18 protein-coding genes are annotated in these 17,585 nt (G+C 69.5%); 3 read left to right on the forward strand and 15 right to left on the reverse strand.

The window, feature by feature from the left end:
* Positions 1-118: 118 nt before the first annotated feature.
* From ACYQ1K_RS07240 to ACYQ1K_RS07285, 10 genes are all read right to left on the reverse strand, one after another.
* Complete coding sequence (locus ACYQ1K_RS07240) at positions 119-1,573, reverse strand: SCO6880 family protein (RefSeq protein WP_459982153.1); 1,455 nt, start codon at positions 1,571-1,573, stop codon at positions 119-121.
* Positions 1,570-2,886 carry a TrbL/VirB6 family protein gene (locus ACYQ1K_RS07245; RefSeq protein ID WP_459982154.1) on the reverse strand — a complete coding sequence of 439 codons (1,317 nt, stop codon included), beginning with the start codon at positions 2,884-2,886 and terminating at the stop codon, positions 1,570-1,572. The genes ACYQ1K_RS07240 and ACYQ1K_RS07245 overlap by 4 nt, the downstream gene beginning before the upstream one ends.
* A gap of 40 nt (positions 2,887-2,926) precedes the next feature.
* A complete protein-coding gene (locus ACYQ1K_RS07250; RefSeq protein ID WP_459982155.1) occupies positions 2,927-3,274 on the reverse strand; it encodes a DUF6112 family protein in 348 nt (115 codons plus the stop codon).
* Positions 3,275-3,307: 33 nt separating this feature from the next.
* A complete protein-coding gene (locus ACYQ1K_RS07255; RefSeq protein WP_459982156.1) occupies positions 3,308-3,610 on the reverse strand; it encodes a DUF6112 family protein in 303 nt (100 codons plus the stop codon).
* A gap of 112 nt (positions 3,611-3,722) precedes the next feature.
* Complete coding sequence (locus ACYQ1K_RS07260; protein ID WP_459982157.1) at positions 3,723-4,931, reverse strand: C40 family peptidase; 1,209 nt, start codon at positions 4,929-4,931, stop codon at positions 3,723-3,725.
* A gap of 69 nt (positions 4,932-5,000) precedes the next feature.
* A complete protein-coding gene (locus ACYQ1K_RS07265) occupies positions 5,001-5,729 on the reverse strand; it encodes a hypothetical protein (protein ID WP_459982158.1) in 729 nt (242 codons plus the stop codon).
* Between the two features lie 141 nt (positions 5,730-5,870).
* Positions 5,871-6,854, reverse strand: coding sequence for a ParB/RepB/Spo0J family partition protein (locus ACYQ1K_RS07270; RefSeq protein ID WP_459982159.1), 984 nt, complete (start codon positions 6,852-6,854; stop codon positions 5,871-5,873).
* On the reverse strand, positions 6,847-7,806 hold the full coding sequence (locus tag ACYQ1K_RS07275; RefSeq protein ID WP_459982160.1) for a serine/arginine repetitive matrix protein 2: 960 nt from the start codon (positions 7,804-7,806) through the stop codon (positions 6,847-6,849). Before ACYQ1K_RS07275 ends, ACYQ1K_RS07270 begins: the two co-directional genes overlap by 8 nt.
* Positions 7,807-8,194: 388 nt before the next feature.
* Positions 8,195-9,181 carry a bifunctional DNA primase/polymerase gene (locus tag ACYQ1K_RS07280; RefSeq protein ID WP_459982161.1) on the reverse strand — a complete coding sequence of 329 codons (987 nt, stop codon included), beginning with the start codon at positions 9,179-9,181 and terminating at the stop codon, positions 8,195-8,197.
* A 450-nt stretch (positions 9,182-9,631) separates the two neighbouring features.
* On the reverse strand, positions 9,632-9,841 hold the full coding sequence (locus ACYQ1K_RS07285; protein WP_459982162.1) for a hypothetical protein: 210 nt from the start codon (positions 9,839-9,841) through the stop codon (positions 9,632-9,634).
* A 50-nt stretch (positions 9,842-9,891) separates the two neighbouring features.
* Between ACYQ1K_RS07285 and ACYQ1K_RS07290 the strand changes: the two genes are divergently transcribed.
* From ACYQ1K_RS07290 to ACYQ1K_RS07300, 3 genes are all read left to right on the forward strand, one after another.
* Positions 9,892-10,167, forward strand: a complete 276-nt coding sequence (locus ACYQ1K_RS07290; protein ID WP_459982163.1) for a hypothetical protein — start codon at positions 9,892-9,894, stop codon at positions 10,165-10,167.
* A gap of 171 nt (positions 10,168-10,338) precedes the next feature.
* Entirely contained in the window at positions 10,339-11,262 is a 924-nt protein-coding gene (locus ACYQ1K_RS07295; protein ID WP_459982164.1) for a hypothetical protein, read from the forward strand.
* A gap of 451 nt (positions 11,263-11,713) precedes the next feature.
* On the forward strand, positions 11,714-12,340 hold the full coding sequence (locus ACYQ1K_RS07300; RefSeq protein ID WP_459982188.1) for a S8/S53 family peptidase: 627 nt from the start codon (positions 11,714-11,716) through the stop codon (positions 12,338-12,340).
* Positions 12,341-12,499: 159 nt separating this feature from the next.
* Here ACYQ1K_RS07300 and ACYQ1K_RS07305 read toward each other — a convergent pair whose 3' ends face one another.
* The 5 genes from ACYQ1K_RS07305 to ACYQ1K_RS07325 are packed head-to-tail and all read right to left on the reverse strand — an operon-like array spanning position 12,500 to position 17,537.
* Complete coding sequence (locus ACYQ1K_RS07305) at positions 12,500-15,991, reverse strand: LysM peptidoglycan-binding domain-containing protein (RefSeq protein ID WP_459982165.1); 3,492 nt, start codon at positions 15,989-15,991, stop codon at positions 12,500-12,502.
* The gene (locus tag ACYQ1K_RS07310) at positions 15,988-16,422 is read right to left on the reverse strand and encodes a TadE family protein (RefSeq protein WP_459982166.1); all 435 of its coding nucleotides are present in this window, start codon (positions 16,420-16,422) and stop codon (positions 15,988-15,990) included. Before ACYQ1K_RS07310 ends, ACYQ1K_RS07305 begins: the two co-directional genes overlap by 4 nt.
* A complete protein-coding gene (locus tag ACYQ1K_RS07315; protein WP_459982167.1) occupies positions 16,419-16,883 on the reverse strand; it encodes a TadE/TadG family type IV pilus assembly protein in 465 nt (154 codons plus the stop codon). The genes ACYQ1K_RS07310 and ACYQ1K_RS07315 overlap by 4 nt, the downstream gene beginning before the upstream one ends.
* Positions 16,880-17,260: a TadE family protein gene (locus ACYQ1K_RS07320; RefSeq protein ID WP_459982168.1), complete on the reverse strand. Its 381-nt coding sequence runs from the start codon at positions 17,258-17,260 to the stop codon at positions 16,880-16,882. The genes ACYQ1K_RS07315 and ACYQ1K_RS07320 overlap by 4 nt, the downstream gene beginning before the upstream one ends.
* Before the next feature lie 58 nt (positions 17,261-17,318).
* Positions 17,319-17,537: a hypothetical protein gene (locus ACYQ1K_RS07325; protein WP_459982169.1), complete on the reverse strand. Its 219-nt coding sequence runs from the start codon at positions 17,535-17,537 to the stop codon at positions 17,319-17,321.
* Positions 17,538-17,585: the final 48 nt, after the last annotated feature.

Genomic DNA, 17,585 nt, shown 5'->3' on the forward strand with positions numbered 1-17,585 from the left:
CGTCGAACGGGCGTCGACGAGCCGGAGGTCATTGTGAGTGAAGAGGGCGCGCCCATTCTGGGCGATGTGGGACACCTTCGGTCTCGTGATGCGCGGGGCGAGCTGTGCTTCGACTCCCTCAGAGGGGGCGGCTGAGGGGGAGGGCCGCGGCGCTGAAGGCTTGGGCTTGTTGTCCGCAAAGTCGTCGTGTCTCGCACGAGGCGTGGATGGCTGCTTGCTCGACCGCGGCGACGTTGCGTTCGAGCTGGTCGGGATCGGTCGCGCTGATGGCGAGGAGGCCAGTGACGCGGAGTATGCCGTGCCCGGCGGTGAGGTCGGCTTCTTGTTGGAGGACGTCGTGGTACTCGGCGCTCTGTTGGGCGTCTTCGATCTGTCCGATGCGTTGTCGTTGGGCGGCGTCGGAGACGTACTCGGTCTTCTTCTTGCGGATGTCGCGGGCGGCGCGGTCGTTGCGCATGGGTGTATAGAGCAGGGTGAGGGTGCGCCGGATTCCGGAGGAGAGCAGGAGGGGTGCGAGGAAGCCGGGGTAGACGAGGGATCTGGGCCATTCGCTGATCCAGAGCACGCAGTGGTGGGCTGAGTCGCTGCGCAGGCTGCCCCAGCTCTCGCTGACGGCGGCGGGCCCGGCGGTGGCCAGGTCGCGGCCGAGCTTGCCGTGTCGTTCGAGGGCTGCGGCGGAGGCGGGATCGTAGGCCGAGCGCAGGATGAGGGCGAGATCGCCCGGGGTGAGCCAGCCGGAGGGGGAGAGGTCGGCGGCTCGGAGGGCGGCGGCCATGGTGGTCATCTCCTGGCGCAGCACCGCGATGGCGCCACGCCGCCCGCCGCCGGCAGCGCGAATGGCCCGCGCGGCGGTCTTCATGTCGAGCGAGATCGAGATGGTGCTGGCATGTCGTTCGCCGGCGGGGCCGGCGCGGTCGATGAGCTCGCGGTAGGTGATCGAGGTGAAGGAGTCGTTGTTGGTGCCGTGCTGGTTCCACCACTCGGCAAGCCCTTTGCCGGACTCGGGCAGGGTGCGTTCCATGACCTGGAGGGAGGCGAGTCGCCCGGAGCGGCAGGCGGTGGCCAGCACGCGTCCCCACGAGGTGATGCGCCGTTCCTGCTCGGCGGGGTCGAGGAGGATGAAGGCGGGGTGGGTGACGCCGATGATCGCGGTCAAGGTGGCGGCGTGCGGGTCGTGCACCAGGACGGCGCCGGTCTCAGGGTCGACCCACTGCCGCAATCTGGCGGCGTCGCCGGGGAGCGCGAGCGTCCCCGCCGGACGGGGCGTCATGATTCGGCGCCGGTAGAGCAGCTGCCCGCCGGCTGAGCGCCACCCCCACCGAGCACAGATCGGTGTCCACTCGATGAGCTTGCGTCCACCGACGCTGACCGTCGCCAGCACACTGCAGACGGCAATGATCGGGACCGCGAGGATCAAGCTGCCGGCGTACAGGCTCAGCACCAGCGCGGCTGCGGCGACCGCGACCACGGCGAGCTGGGGCCCAGTGAGGCCGAGCAGGACACCGCGCTGGGCGAGCCGGGAGAACTTCACCGGCGTCAGACCCTGCTCGCTCGAGCCGGCTGGCGCGGTCATGACGCATCACGCTCGGTTCGCTGCCCGGTTCGCTGGTCCGTGAGCGTCGGGTCGGCGACGTGAGGCGGCCGGTGCGCCTCGGATGGCCTGGCCTCGGGGGCGTGGTCGGCCGCCATGGCAGCGATCTGGGTGCCGAGCTGTGGACCCGCGCTGGCGGCCCGCTTCGCGACCTGCGCGCCGACCATGGCACCTGCACCGGCCGCGGCACCCGGGCCGGCGGCGGGCACTCCGGACAGGCCTTCGCCCGAGGACGGCTGCCTGGTCCCACCCGCGGGAAGCACCCCACCAGGCGGGCCGGCTACGGGTGTCGATCCGCCCGAGGGTGCCGATCCGTCCGTGGCGGGACCGAGGACCTTGGGCGGCGCGGCGCCGCTTCGGCGGGCGAGCGGGATCGGCAGGGGCCGGTTGAGGGCGGACTTGGCTTCTTGTTCGGCGGACATGGCGTGGTACATGTCGAAGCCGATGAACCCGATGGCCTTGTAGGTCAGGTAGGGCGCGAAGGCGGCCATCAGCATGAGCACCACCCCGGAGATGGGTTGGCTGACCGATTGCAGGTCGGCGTCGATGGGTGCGGAGACCTGGGCGGTGGCGAGCAGGAAGATCACCACCAGGACGACCTTGGAGACGATCATGGCGATCACGAAGGTGATCCACTTGCTCACCCAGCCGCGGGTGTGGTCCCACGAGGAGCCGGCGAGCGCGATCGGGGCGAACACGATCGCGATCAACAACAGGGCTTTGCGGACGAGCAGGCTGATCCACAGCACGAGGGCGCCGGCGATGGCGATGCTGCCCAGGAAGATCGTCAAGATCGCCCCCGCCCCGGGTGCGCCGAGGCTGATGGTGGACAGTCCGCCGGCCAGCAGGGTGACCTTGTCGCCCATCTGGCTCATGGTGGTGCCGGCGGTGTGGACGATGCCCAGGCAGAGCTGGTCGGTGACCTCCAGGGCGGTGGCGAGCAGGGTGAGCGCGAGGAAGGAGCCGAGGATGGACTTGGCCAGGCCGAGGGCGGCGCGGGAGAGGGCGGCGGGTTCGCGGCGGATCATGCCGCCGATGACTTGGAGCATGAAGAAGCCCAGCATTACGAACACGGCGATGCCGAAGACGATGTTGTAGACCCGGGCGTAGGCGCCGCTGGTGACGTCGACGTAGGTGGTGGAGTCGATGACCTGCCACACCGAGGTGAACATCCACGCCGCCGCAGCGGCGGTGCCGTGGGCGAGCAGGTCGAACGGCGCCGCGACAACAGTGCCGGCCGCTTCTCCGGCGCTGCTGCACACCTCGTGCAGGACCGGAACGTCACACACCGCCATGACAGCGGTCCCTCGCAAACGCTCGTGAGGACTGCATGGGTTAGACGCTTTGGCCGACGTGCCAGAAGAAGTTCACCAATGTGACCGAGGCGCCGCACACGATCGCGGAGCCGAGAGCGACCAGGACGCCGAGCTTGCCACGGCCGGCCAGGTGCGGGTTGGACGAGTTGGCACCCAGGGCCCACACGATCGCCGACAAGACCAGCGCGAGCACGGCAAGGATCAGTCCGACGGTCATCGAGGCGCCGACCAGGTGGCGCAGCTGGGCGATCCCCGGCAGTCCGTCGGAATTGGGGCTGATCGAGATGTCCCACGGCCCGACGACACGCATGCGCGGGCGCGACGGAACAGACAGCACAACACCAGGTGCTGACGGCAGGAATGGCATGAAGGGCTCCTCGCCGGTGTGGAGTGGTGATGTCTACAGGTGGGCGCCGAGGTCCAGCAGCCAGTTCGCCCAGGCCAGTGCGCAGCCGGTCAGGGTTGCACCGACGAGCGCGACCAGGACGCCGGTCTTGGCCTTGCTGGCGGTGTGCCAGTTGCCCGAGCTCGCCGTGATCGCCCACGTCGTCGCGGAGGCGACCAGGAGGAGCACGGCGACGATGAGCCCGTAGGTCAGCAGGGCACCCACGATGGTTCGCATCTGGCCCGCCCCGCGGACGGCCCCGAAGTCAGGATGCACGGCAGCCAGTACGGCCCCACGATGGGTCAGGACGAGCGTCATGCCTTGTAGGTGTGACGCCGCTCCCGGCGAGGGACCGCTGGGGCCAATGGAAGTGGCTCCAGCGGAGCTGTCACCGGGGCTGTCACCGGGCCACAGGCTCAGCTGAGGCGTCTCAGTTGAGGCGTCGCACGGTCTTGGTGTCGCCGGTGAACTCGCCGATTGTCCCGTACCGGACGTGGTCGCCGGTGTGGGGGGCGTGCAGGATCCGGTCGCCGCCGAGGTAGATGGCAACATGGTGCGGACCGGCGGCGCCGGGGTAGCTGAAGAAGATCAGGTCCCCGGGCTGCTTGTCGCTCCAGGCGATGGGTCGGCCTTGGTGGATCTGGTCGCCGGTGTAGTGCGGAAGCCGAAGGCGACCCCGGGATGCTTGGTAGGCGGCATAGAGCACCAGCCCGGAGCAGTCGAACCCGCCGCCGCTGGGTCCGGTGAAGGTGCCACCGCCCCATACATAGGGCGTGCCGATCTCCTTCGCTGCGGCGGCGATCAGCGCGCCGGCGAACCCGGACGGAAGGCCCGCCGGAGCCCCAGCCGGCCCGGACGCTGCTGCTCCTGGGCTTGGCGGGCAGAGGGTGCCGGTGATCGCGGTCCCGGTGCTGTCTGCGCTGCCTGCGCTGTCGGTGTTGGTGTTGGCCCCGGTGACGGCTCCGTTGGTGCGGCCGTTGAGGGTGGTGAGGATCGCGGTGGCGACGGGCTGGTTGACGGCGTAGCGGTCGGGGTAGGCCGAGACCTCGACGGCCTGGGCTGCCGCGCCAGGGGCGAGGGTCTCCCAGCTGGGGATGTCGAGGAGACCGCGGGGTGAGCCGTGGTTCGGGCCGACGGGTCCGCCGTAGAAGGCGCGCGAGGACCAGACCGGGTCCATGAGCTCGGCGATTGTGCCCCACCCGGCGGCGGGTCGCATTTGAAAGAGCCCGAGGGAGTCGTGGTCGCTGCCGTTCCCGTCGTTCGGGATCCCTGTGGAGCCGGGGTAGGCGCCGGTGTTGGACAACACGCGCAGGGAGGACTCGGTCAGCGCGGCCATCAAGGCGATGAGCTGTCCGCGGGCGGGGACGTGCTCGGCGGTTCCGGTGGCGATGATGGCGGCCGCCCGCTGGAGTTGGCGGTGGGTGAGGGTGATGGTCTCGCCGTGGGTGTTGACCGCGGTCAAGCTCTGCGGCACCGCCGCGACGAGTGTGACACTGCCGGCCGAAATACCCGTTGGGCTGTCGACTGCGGCGCCGACATTGAGGCAGCTCACTGAGCGGGCTGCGGTGGGGGAGACCAAGGTCGCAACTCCCAGTGCAGCGCCAACCGGTGCGAACAGCACCGCGACGGCCGTGCCCACGATCAGCACCTTCACGACCGTGCCCTCACCGGTCGGGTCCCCGCGGCTGCGCTCTCCTGTATGGCGCGGTCACCGGAGCGGGTGGTCGACCTGTGAGAGGCGCAGCAGGTGGCAGCGGTCGAAGGCGGGCGGACAGGCGAGGAAGACGGTGAACGCGACCGGTGAGGACGTGTGCGCCAGCGCGCCGTGCCAGGTGCCGGTCCGGCGGCGGGTGCCGGTGATCGTGATCGCCGTCGTGCCGGGACGCAGATTGCCGTGCGCCCGTGCGAGAGCCGTCGACCAGGATGCGGGCACCGCGGCGTGTGTGATGTCGAGGGATTGGGTGACGTCCATGGCGGCGAGGTTGAGCCATTGCTCGAGGGTGGGTAGGTAGGTGGTGACGTCGGTGATCAGCCCAGCGGTCTCCTCGCCGGAGGGATCTGCGTCGGCGAGGACCGCGGCTGAGTAGTCGGCCGGCAAGAGGCCCGTGGAGGTCTCCCAGTCGAAGAGGCTCGCACCAACCGCGCGCGCGTAGACGACCGGGTCGGTGGTGTGAGGAAGGGCGCGGTCCTCGAACGCCTGGGGCGTGAGCGCTGGCGTGCTGGATGGCGTGCTCTGGGGAATCGGTGGGCTCGCCAGGACCTGAACCGGCGTTGCCTGAGTGCTCTCGGACCGCTGGTCGGCGGGGCTGTGGAGGATGCCGTAGAGACCGACGACCATGGTGGCGCAAGTGGCGAGGCCGCCGACGGCGAGCAGCCATCGGCGGCCAGTGAACCGACCGAGCGCAGGGCCGGAGGTGGGGTGTGAGTAGAACGGCATGACATCTCCCAGGCGACGGAGCGGACGGGCGGGGCCAGACGAGCCAGGCAGGACCGCCAGGCAGAAGAGCCAGGCAGAACAGCCCGAACCGGGTCTGACGTCGTAGAGGTGCGATGTGTGCGCCGGGAAGGGGGTGTCGGCTTAGGCCGGGACGAGTGCGTGCCGTGCTGCGCGGAGGCGTTCGGCGAACTCGATGGTCTCGGCGACGACACGTTCGAAGCGGTCAAACTCTTCGTCGTTGAGCTCGGCCACCAGAGTCTTGATGTCGTAGAGCCGGGCCCAGCCCTCGAGCTCGGTCCAGGTGAGGATGAACGAGCGCACGGTCCGGTAGGTCGCGATGCCGGTGGGCTTGCTCTTCAACGCCCGCAGCCCCTTGCGCACCCCCTCCTGCTTCGCGCGGGCGAGGGCTTCTGCTGCGAGACGGGCAAGGTCATCAGCAGGCTGCGGTGCCGCAGCCAGTTCCACTGCGGCCTTGACTCGCTTGTAGGCCGGCTCAACCGGTGCGCCGTCCTCGATCTCGGCGAGCATGTTCGAGGCGAACTCACGCACCGAGTCCGGTCGCGACGTGTCGCGGCTGACCTGTTCGATCCAGGTCATCTGCTCGAGCCGCGCGTGGGACTGCGATCCGGTGATCAGGAGTGCGGCTTGAGCACGCGACCGAAGGTGCCCTTCCGGTTGTGCGGGGCCCGCACCACCGTTCACTTCACCCGAAGTCCCGTCCGCACCGAAACGCGTGGCCGCCTGCCGCTGCTCGGCTTCCTCCGCCATCAATCGCTTGACCTCGGCGTAGAGGTGCGCGGTCTCGAGCGGGGTGAGCGGCTTGCGTTGCTCGTTCTCGTCCTGCTGGGCCAGCAGGTGCGAGAGCTCGTCGGAGATGCCGGAGCGGACCCATACCTTCAAGGTGGGCAAGCCGAGCCGGCGGATCGCCTCAAGACGTCGCCATCCGCAGACGAGAACCCCGTCCGGGGTGATCGTGATCGGCTGCAGCAGCCCGACCTGCTCGATCGAGCGCATCAGTGCAGCGATGTCGCCGGGATCCTTGCGGTGCCGTACGCCGACGGTGATGGAGTCCAGCCGCCGCTCGACCTCAATGTGCCCGCTCTGGGGCGGGTGGTGCTCAGGCATGGCTGCGCCTGGCGATCTTGGGGGCTGTTTGACTGATCTCGTAGACCAGGCCGTCGTCGGCTAGCAGTTCGGCGAGGCCGACGCCGGTGAGGATCAACACGAGCAGCCCGCGGCCGGCGCGGGTGTAGCGCAGGTCCGGTTCGGGGCTGCCCAGGATCAGGCGCAGCAGGACCGCCCATGCGTTCCGGTCAAGGTCGAGGAAGACGCGGCCTGCCTGGTCGTGACGCAGGAACGAGTGCGCGGCCTCCCGAGACCTCGACTGCTCGAGCCGCGTGCAGATGTAGTCCACGGCACAGGTGATGGTGTTCTCCGGCCAGCCAAGCGCCACGAACAGGGTGATCGCCCTGTCCTTCGCCTGAGTGGTGGTCGTCGGGCGCTCTTCGCCGATGTCCGAGCCGGTGTCCGAGCCGATCTCCGTGCGAACGTCGACGCCACCGTCCACGCCACCGTCCACGCCACCGTCGAGGGCACCGTCGGTCGCTGGATCGGTGTTGCTGATCACCTCGGCGGGGTCACCGCACGGAGCGGGGATGTTCAGCAGTGGGTGGAACCGGCCAGGGGAGGTCGAGTCGGTGGTTTCGTACTCGCAGAACCGGCGGGCATCGTGGTGGCGGGAGACCTCGCGCCGGCGCGCTTGCTGGTTGGAGCAGAGCAGCCCGGCCGCGCGTTCCTCAGCGATGAGGCTGGTCTGGACGGCGGTGGTGACCACGGCCCACGGGTCTTTCGCACACCTGACTGCCCGCGACCGCAGCGCCTCGAACGCGGCGTAGCCGGCGTCGTCGGGCTCGCAGTGATGGCTGCGGGCCAGCCCGCGGTACTTGCGGATAGTGAACTGCATGAGCCCTTCGGCCTCGGGGTCCCTGCGCCAGGCCCAGTGGCCGACGCTGTCGAGGTCGTGGAGCCGGGTCAGCACGGCTCGCAGTCCTTCGGGGGTGGCGAACGAGGTGCTCATAGCTGAGGTCCTTCCTGGACAGGCACCGGGGAGTGGCCGGCACCGAGCGGGCGGTGAAGAGCTCGACGCGCGCTGCGAGTGGCGATCGCGGGCGTGCGTCGTGCGCGTCGGATGAGCTCGGCTTGGAGGTCGATGCCGCGGCCGATGACCGGTGAGGCGTAAGAGCCGAGCTCGGTCGGTCGAACCCAGGCGATCCGCTTGCCAGCTGGTGTCAGCACTGTCGATGGGCGAGCGGTGGGCTGATGCGAGGGGTTGCCGTGGATCGCGAGCTGGCTCGTAGCCACTGCCATCGGTTCCGCGTCCATCGGTTCGGCTGCGACCTGTCCGGTCGCCGGCGGCTGGCTCGGCGCGGGTGGGAAGGTGTGGCGTCGGTACCCGGCGTGGCTGTTCACGGTGACATCCCCTGACTGGGTTGAGTGGGCCTCGAGCCGCCCCGGGCTGCGGTGCCGGCGGCGGATCCGGGCCCAGACGTGGCCTCGGATGGGGTCGTGGTGCGGTACGCGGATCGGATGGTGGTCTCGATCTCGCGTTGGGGCAGGCCGATGTGGAGGCCGGCGCGGCCCAGCTGAACCAGGGTCTGGTCGGGGCGGTGTCCGGTTTCGACGGCGCGGCAGGCGGCCCAGAACAGGCCGTGGTTGCGCTCGCCCTCCTGCAGCCCGGTCACCCAGTCCGCCAACCGGTCGAGGTTCGCCCCCACCGCAGGGAGGGATGTTGGTGGCGGCAGCCGGCGCGGTGGTTCGAGGAACTGGCGCAGCTTGACCGCGTCGACCGGATGGGTCTGGTGGTGGGCAACCGCGATCACCGTGTACGCCGTCGCGGCGGTCTCGGTCCTGATGCGGGAGGGCGGTGCGATGACGTACCCGCCGTCGCCGCGAAAGTCGACGTGGGCCGAGGGGACCTGCCAGGACCGCTGCTCGACGTCACGCGCTGTCGGGTAGTAGGCGTGCACGCCTCCCGAGGGGGTGCGCACCAGCCACCCCCAGCCCTCGGCCAGGTCGGTGGCGCGGGCGCGTTCGAAGGCGGCGAACCCGTTGCCGCCGGGGTGGACGTCGACGTCGACGACCAGCACGCCCGACGCGGCGCCGGTGGGCAGGCCGATGTTGGCCTCGGGGGTGCGCTGCCACCAGGCGTGCACGACCCGGGCCGAGGAGCTGGCGTCGTGGAACCCGTTCGGGGTCAAGGGCTGCTTGCCGCCGGGGGTGCACGGGAAGACCGGGATGCCGAGGTTGGCATACCGGAGCGCGGCGACGGCGATCGACTCCTCGGCGGCAACGCGGCGCATGGTCGAGACCGTCCAACCCGGCCCGGGCGGAAGCGCGGTCGCAGGTTCGGTCGGCGGTGCGGTCAGGGGTCCGGTCAGCGCAGGGTTGTCCATGCCGCCGATCGTGGCCCGCCAGGTTGACCGGTTTGGGGTTCGGAGAGGGGGTTCGCTGCCAGGTTCGCTGGAGGTTCGCTGAGGGTTCGCAGCGTTTTCGCAGGTCAACAGGTAGCCCTAAGTCGTGGCAAGAAGTTGTTGACCCGGACCGCCGATGAGGTGGGAGGACAGCGTGTGCGGCCCCGGAGAGTTGTCGGTCGAGCGCGTTCGGTGCGGGCCCACGGCAAGATCTTCGCCGTTCGGGTAGCCGCCAGAGGCCTGGTGAGCCACGATTCTGCTCGCCCCGCTGGTGACCCGAGACACCAGCGGGACACCAGTTGGGCCCACCGCGCGCCACGCCCCCGCCACGCCCCCTCCGGGCACGCGCCCGCCGGCCGACCGCCGTGGCGTGGCCCTGTCGTTGCCCTCGTGCGTGGGCCTGTGCTCGGGCTTGTGCTCGGGCCTGACTGCCTACCCGGCGACGGTGCCGCCACGAGCCGCTGAGCCGAGGTTGGCGTCGTCGTAGTCGAACAGGCTCCACTCGAATCCGGCGAGGAAGGCGGGGTCGGCGCCGGGATGGTCGGCCAGCCAGCCGTGGCCGGCGTCGGTGGATCCGGTCTGCAGGGAGAGGGTGCGCCCGGCGTTGTAGCCGGCCATGTACTGCTGCTCTCCGCGGGTCATCTCCACCCCTAGAGTCGAACACATGTTCGTACTTGGGTCAAGATTAGGGTGTGTCCTCGAACCCGCCCAAGAACGACGCCTGGCCCCAGCCGGTGCGGTGGCGGCACTGTTGGGTGCGGTTCGGTCGCGGCAACTATCCGCCACCCACACCCGGCCTGATCCTCGACTGGGCTCGGGATCGGCGCACTGGCAAATGGACCGCGTGGGTGATCTGGCTGGACAACACCGGCCTACAGGACACCATCAAGCAGGGCTGGCTCCCCGTCTCGGTGATCCGGCCAGCGCGCAGCGACATCAACGTGTGGAACGACGGCCCATGGCGCTGACGTGTGGAACGGCCGCACGCCTCAAGCGCCGGATCGGGCGGCCCGGTCGGCGCGCTAGCTGCACCCCCGCCAGCGGGGTGCAAGGTGCAGTCCGCAACGTGGGATCCCCAACATCGTGGCATCTATCGTGGCTTCCTGGACGCTGGGTGCGGCGAGGCGTACAACCGATGCATGTCGGAGCTGCCCTGGGAGGACGGGCCTGCCGAGGTTGGTCCGTCCTCCCTTTGCGAGTGGAAGGGTGTCGCAAGTTCGGGCGTGCTCGATCTCTCCGGACCATGCCCGCGCTGCGGCCACGACTCGACGTTCAACGTTCATCAGACGGCCATCGTCGTGACGGCCTCGGCTGCCGGCTCAACCTTGGCCGAGGCGTTCGATACGTTCAACGCATCCACGTTGTTCAAGTGCCGGTGCGAGACGGTGCACGCGCACCCAAAGAAGATGACAGTCGAAGGCTGTGGCGCGTATTGGGTCGCGCGTCCCGAGAGGGAGCAGAACGCAAACAGATACACCCTCAAGCCCGTCACGGCACCAAAACTCATCGCCGCAGCCCAACTGGTCGCCAAGGAGAGCGTGACCGCCCACGGTGGGCTGCAGACGTTGGCAGAGAAATGGATACCCGGGATCGCAGCCATCATCGGCGTTCTCGGACTGGCTGGTCTCGTGGTCTCCAAAGATGCCGTCGATGGCCTCGACCTGGGGTGGCGCATCGGAGCTTTCGCGCTCGTCGCGTTCGGCGTGATGACGGCGGTCGCGGCAACAGTGCTCGTCTATCGAGCAGCCTTCGGTTGGCCCACACAGGTACCGCTTGGGACAGACGCGGACGTGCTCGCTGCCGCAGAACAGCTCAGCACCAACAAATTCAGCCATCGTCGAGCGGCTCCAGAGCGCGCTGCGCCTCTCGGTCGCGGCTGTCGTCGCACTCCTGAGTGCGTTGGCGATCTTCTGGCTGCAGCCAGATTCCACACGTCCGACCGAGCTACACCGAGGGCGGCCTCGAGGTCACCGCTTGCGGTGAGCTCGGAACGATTTCCGCCGGCTCGCTGCACGTCAAGGTGGCCGACAACACCACCACCACCACGAAGGACATCCCGTTGACCAGCGTGACGGCACTCAAACAGGTCGCAAGCTGTGGAGGCTGATGATGTGTGATGTGGTCGAAGGTTCGGTGACCTTCACCGGCCCGTACGGAGCGCTACGCGAGTTGGAGTACGCGTGGGAGGGTCTGCGAACGGTGCACGACATGGAGCTGCGGCCGCCGATTATCCAGACATTCGGCAGGTTGAAGACTCGGCGTCCCTTCGATGATCCCGCCGCGCCGGCTACGGCGGCTGCGCCACCACTACGGTCCTGGCGCTCCTGTGGCCGAGCGTCTCCAGGTCGAGCTGGTCCTGCGCCAACTGCCGATCCTGGTCGAACCCGAGCACCGCATCTGGCTATCCAGCGGTAATCCCGCAGACCGGGCCCCCGCCCCACGATTGCCATCGACAGCCAGGCGCTCGGGTTGGCCGCGACCGACGCGCACGTGGGCTCAGCCCTCGGCACCCGGGTGGCCGTCCTCGACTCCGGCGACCTCCTCGGAGGACCCCGCATGTATGACTTCACGGGTGGCCTGGCCCGTGATGAGCCGGCGGACGACGAGATCGGACATGGAACGGCCGTGGCCGAACTCATCCGCTCGCTCAACCCCAACGCCGATACCACCGCGCTCCGGGTGGTGAACGCGCAGAACGGAACGAGCTATGAACTGCTCTGCGCCATGACGTACGCGCTCTGGTCTGAGATGTACGACGTCCTCAACGTAAGCCTCTCAGCGCAGAACACGAATCAATGCATGACTGTCCTCGGTGGCAGCCTGACGATGGTCCTCGATATCTGCCAGAACAACGGCGTCGTGCTACCTACCGTGGTCGCGGCCGCGGGCAACACCAACACGGGGCAAGCGTTCGGCTACCCCGCCCGACTCCCCGGAGCGACCGTGGTGCAAGCCTGGGACTTCAATCGCCTTCCAGCCGCATATAACGTCACGGTCCCGTCCTCCCGCATCCCCGTCAACGCGACCGGCGGCGATTCCACCACCTTCTTCGGGACGATCACGGACGGGTTTGGCAATCAAGAAGCCATGTTCGGCACGTCGTATGCGGCCGCAGTGGTGACGGCACTCTTGATTCCCTGACGGGGGTCGGTAGTTCCTGACTACGGTCCTGGCGTGTGACGCGTCTTGCATGTCTCGCGCCTCATCGACTGACCATCAGGCGATGACCTCGGCACGACAGGCCGCAGCTCGTCGAGCGTGCCCCCGTGCGATGTGCGCCCAGGTGTCACTCCGGCCGCGCTATCCGGCCGATCGCCTCTTCGACGGGTCCCAGCCGCGCTGCTCGATGATGGCCTCGGTTCGCGGTGGAGGGTCGAGCGGGCCGAGTTCGTCGTCGCGACGGTTGAGCTCCTGCATGAGTCGTTCCTCGGCCTCGTCGTGTCGACCGTAGGCATGGAGCACGGCGACGAGGTCGAGCTGGGCGATCTCGCCGTCGGGATTGGCCTCGTAGCCCTTCGCCGCCGCGAACCGGGCCAGCTCGCCGGCCCCGATGCCGAGGGCGTGGGTCGTGACGAGGTGGGCGACGTCGGCCACCGCACACGTCATCACCTCATCGAGGCGGTCACCCTCGAGCAGCCACGTCCAACCGGGTGTGCGCAGATTTGAGAACGGCTGTCCGGCGACCAGGCGCAGGGCAGCGATCAGGTCGCTCATGCCCTCGGCGCCGCGGGCCTGTCCCCGCGCGCGTAGGCGTCGGAACAGGTCCATGTCGGTCAGGATCCCGTGGACGGCGTAGGTGGCGGGGACACCGCTGGTGTGGGACTGGCGGGCGTTGGGCAGGTACTGCTCGCCGGTGACCGGGTCCTTGCCGAGCCAATGCCGCAGCGCACTGAGGTCGCTGCGGGCCTTGTCCTCGGTCACGCCGACGGCTTGGGAGACCTCAAGAGCGGTCACCCCGCCCGGATGCAGGTGCAGGTACGTCAGTAGCTCGACTTGGTACTTGCGTCGGTGGGCGGTCTTGGTGGCATCGCCCAGGGTGCGGGCGGTGACCGGGCCGAGCAGGGTGAGCTTGGGGGCCAGCAGCACAGGAGATTCCCAGCGGGCGAGGTCAGCGTCCAGCCCGGGATCGGCAGGATCGGTGGTGTCGGCGGCCTCCGATGCCTCGGGCGAGACCAGCGGGGCGAGCTGCCCGAGATCCTCGGCGGTGATGGCTCCGGTCTGCTCATAGGCCTGGTTGTCCAGCGGCAACAGGGACCGGCCGCCGGCCGGGCCGTCGTCGGGCCTTGGTTCGGTGAGCCGGCGCGTGAGCGCGCCAGCGGCGTCGGTGGCGGCGTCGGGGTCTTGACTGCCGGGCATCGGCGCATCCTCGAGCCCGCGAGAGACTTCCACGAGCGCTGCGCAGGCCTGAGCTTCAATGCAGGTGAGGCCCGCCGCGGTCAGGTCGAGGCGCCGCTCCAGGGCGGGGTGGTCGAGGTGGAGGCGCCCGTCGTCGGTCAGTCGCACGACGGCGTTGCTGTCGGCCTCGGCCTCGGCGCCGATGCTGACCACGGCTACCCCGGCGCGGCCGGGGTAGCTGGTGATGATCCTGCCGAGGTCGCGGACCTCGTCGACATCTGACGAGACAACGCCCGAGACGCCGCCCGAGACGTCGGCCGCGGCTGTGTGGTCGGTGAGGTCGGCGACGACGGCCCGGTACTGGTCGGGCTCGAGGTCGGGGTCTTCGGCTTGGAGGTCGGTGCCGAGACGGTCGAGGAAGCCGATGTCGCCGCTGGGGTGGTGGTGGAACCGGGCGGGGTCGATGGGTACGAGGTCCTCGCCGATACCGAGGGTGTCGATCTCGACGAGGGTAGACCAGGGATTGAGGGAGAGCTCGGCGGCGAGGTAGCGGCCGAGTGCGAGAGCCCGTTGGTGGTCGCCGGTGATGGCGAGGGTGCGCAGCTCTTCGAGGTTGAGCAGGACCAGCGCGCCGCTGGGGGCCTGGCCGAGGCTGGCCAGCAGCGGGTAGGGCGCGACGGTGTTGCTGTCCTCGTCGGGGACCGCCGTGAGAGCGCACTCCCACGCTGCGCCGGCTCTGGCCCAGGGCGCGGGCAACAACCTCTCCGACGACTCTGCCGACGACTCGGCCGACGATGACGTGGGTGTGGCCAGGTGGAGGCGGATCGTGTGCTCGTCGAGCTCGACCATCACGAGCCGGGGCGGTTCGCCCGACGTGCCTGCGGTCGCTGCGGCGAGGTGTCGCAGGGCCCGATCGAGCTTGTCGACTCGTGGCGCGACCACCGCTCCGCTGGCGTGCGCGGTCTTCTCGACGTCGCGCAGCTCATCCGGTGGCGGTGCGACGATGTGGCCGGGGCGACGGTAGCGATACTTGGCGCGTAGCTGGCGACCCCGGGTGGCCCAGAGCCCTGCGGCCAAGACGGCGCCCGCGCCGGTCAGCCCGGGCAGCAGCCAACCCCGCAGGCCCACACCTGTGGCGACATCGGGGTCGGTAGCCGTCGGGGATCCGGCGCTGGAATCCGCGTCCGGGGCCCCGGTGTCGGGTGCCGTAGCGGACGACGCTGCGGGCGCGTGAGGCGCCGCCTGTTCAAGTAGCGGGAGGGACGGATCCTTGGCCTCGGGCCTCGTCGGCGGGACGGCAGGCGCGGCAGCAGGATCGTTGGCGGGCTGCTCTACGGGCTGCTCCCGGTGGCGATGCTTCGGTGCCGGCGAGTCGCCGGCACCAGACGGGGCTGCGACCCCAGGCGTGGTTGGGCTGCCCGCTTGGCCCGAGCCAGGCATGGTGAGCCGCCAGCCCGGTCGAATGAGATCGGGGTCGACCAGGTGGGTGCCGTCGGACTGGGCAATCGTGTCGGAGGAATCGAAGATGACGAGGTAGGCATCCGCGTCACCGAGCTCGGACTCGGCGATCCCGGACAGCGTGTCACCGGGCTGGACGATGTAAGTCTCCTCGGCAGCCCCTTCGTCACCTGTCCGGGCGTCGAACTGCGTGGTCGCCGGGACCTGAAGGATCGTGCCGGGAAGCAGGAAGTCGGGTTCGCCGTGCAGCAGGCCGCGGTTGAGATCGACGAGCTCAACGTACTTGGTGCCATCGCCGAGTCGCTCTTGGGCGATCTTCCAGAGGCTGTCACCGCGCTTGACGGTGTACGGCTCGGTGTGCGGACGGGTGGGTTGTTCCGGACTGGCTGCGCGTTCAACCGTCGGCCGGACCGCTTCGCGGGGAATGTGCGTGGCTACGGACTCGGCTGAGGAGTTGGCGGGGTACCCCGGGGTCGGGGTCAGACCGGTCTCGGGAGGGACTCGGCCCAGTTGGTTTGTGCCCCGCTGGTTTGCGGCCGGCGCCGCGTCTGCGACCGGATGGGTGATGGATGCTGCGACGGCGCGTGGTGCGGGCGCGAGGGTGACGGTGGGGATCGCGACGAAGAGCAGCGCCGCAAGACTGATGAGGTGGCCGGCGGCGTCTTGGGGCAGGGCGAGGCCGGGCAGTCGCGGGGCACGGACCCGGCGGGCCCGTGCGGCGAGGTCGAGGACGACCGAGACGGTGAAGATCAGCCAGGCGACCCAGGCGACCGCGGTGATGACGGTCAGCGCGAGGGTCCCGTCGTCAGGTGCGGTCAGCGCCGACCAGTCCAGTCCCGAGGTCGAGGGAACCGCAGCGATGGCGAGCAGCAGGACGGGGGTGCCGATGACGAAGGCGAGCAGCGCGAGCGTGGCGGCCAGGCCGACCAGACGCGATGTGATGCCCGACCCGGGACGGGACACGGTGCGGGAGGTGCGTCGGGCGTGGTGTCGGCTCATCGCTGGTTGCCTCCGAGGGTGCGGATGAGTTGAGCGCTGGCGGTGCTGGACACGTCGAGGTGGGTGATGCCGAGCAGGCCGAGGAAGCGTGGCCGGTAGCTGTCGTGGACGGTGACGGTGATGGTGCGACCGGCGTGGATCTGGACGGTGCCGGTGACGCCGGAGGCGGCGAGGTAGTGCTCGGCGGCTTGGCGGGCGGCGTAGGTGTTCACGTCAAGCGTGTCGCCTTGGATGGCTTCGGGGGCTTGGACCTCTTCACCGGCGGTGCGGGCGGCCTGGGCGGCGAGGTCATGGGCTTGCTGTTGGGCGTGGACCTGGCCGCCGAGGTCGACGGCGAGCCCGACCAGAAGCACCATCACGAAGGAGGAAAGGGCGAGCCAGATCGTCACCGACCCCCGCTCGCCCCGCACCGTTGAGAACCATCGGTTCATCGCTGCTGCGTCCACGTGTCGACGGGGCTGGACATGGTCGCCGTCAGCACCCGGCTGCCCGGGACCCCCGGAACAGACAGATCGGACAGGTCGAGGCGACACGAAACCGTCACGTGGACGGCGCCGGATTCTCCGGCGGGCTTGTCGAAGGTGCTGGTATCGATCCTGACGGCGATGTTGTGGCAGTGGATCTGCTGGTTGGTGATGCTCACGGTCGCTGCGGTGCGGGCATCGGTCGTGGCGGTGTGCTGGTCGCGGGCGATCGAGGCCGACCGAGCGGCGTCGGCGGCCGCGGACTCCAGCGCCTGGTGGGTGGTAGCGACCCGGCCACCGCAGATGATCAGCCCGACGAACAGCGCGAAGGCCGGTACGCCGATGGCGGCTTCGATCGCAGCAGATCCCCGGCTCCCATGCCGCACGGCACGGAGCCGCAGCCGGGGTACGAACCGTGGCCGGGTCATGGCGCCGTCACCCTCTCGACGCTGGCGCTGGCGCTCTGCTCGACCCGAGGCTTCCAGCCTGGGATGACGCTGAGACTGAACCCATCAATAGTGACCGTGACTGTGGTAGCGCTGCGTCGGGCGGTCGCGGTGGCATGTTGGAGGACGCCATCGCCGCCGGCGTTGGCGACGAACGCGGTGGCCGCGGTGATGCCGTCGCTGGCCCGGGCATGCTGTCCGCTGGCGGTGCGGGCGCCTTCTTCGGCGGCGGCGATCGCGACGGTACGGGCGTGGTAGTAGAGCGCGGCCTGCATGCCGAGGAACATGAGGGCGAATAGGGCCGGGAGCAAGATGACCAGTTCGATCGAGGCCGAGCCGCGCTGCCCGCGCCCGATCAACCGACGGGCACGGTGCTGACGTCGGTGCCGGCCCTGGTATCGGGGCCGTCGGGGTTGGCTATTTGAGGTTGCCGGCCTGGCTGGTGACATAGGCCTTCACCGCTGCGACGACGACGCCGACGATCGCGATCACCGCGACCGCCCACAGCACGTGCTCGGTCGTGACCGACCCGCGCTCGTCACGGCGAGGTCGTCGCGCATGCTCGAGGAAGCTGGCGGGCAGTCTGGCGGGCAGTCTGGCGAGGGTGAGGTGGAGCAGGACGAGTAGCTTCAACATGTTGTTCCTCCTTGGTGATGTCCGGGCTGTGTCCTTCCGGGCCTGGCT

It is taken from the genome of Nocardioides sp. AN3 (assembly GCF_054653495.1).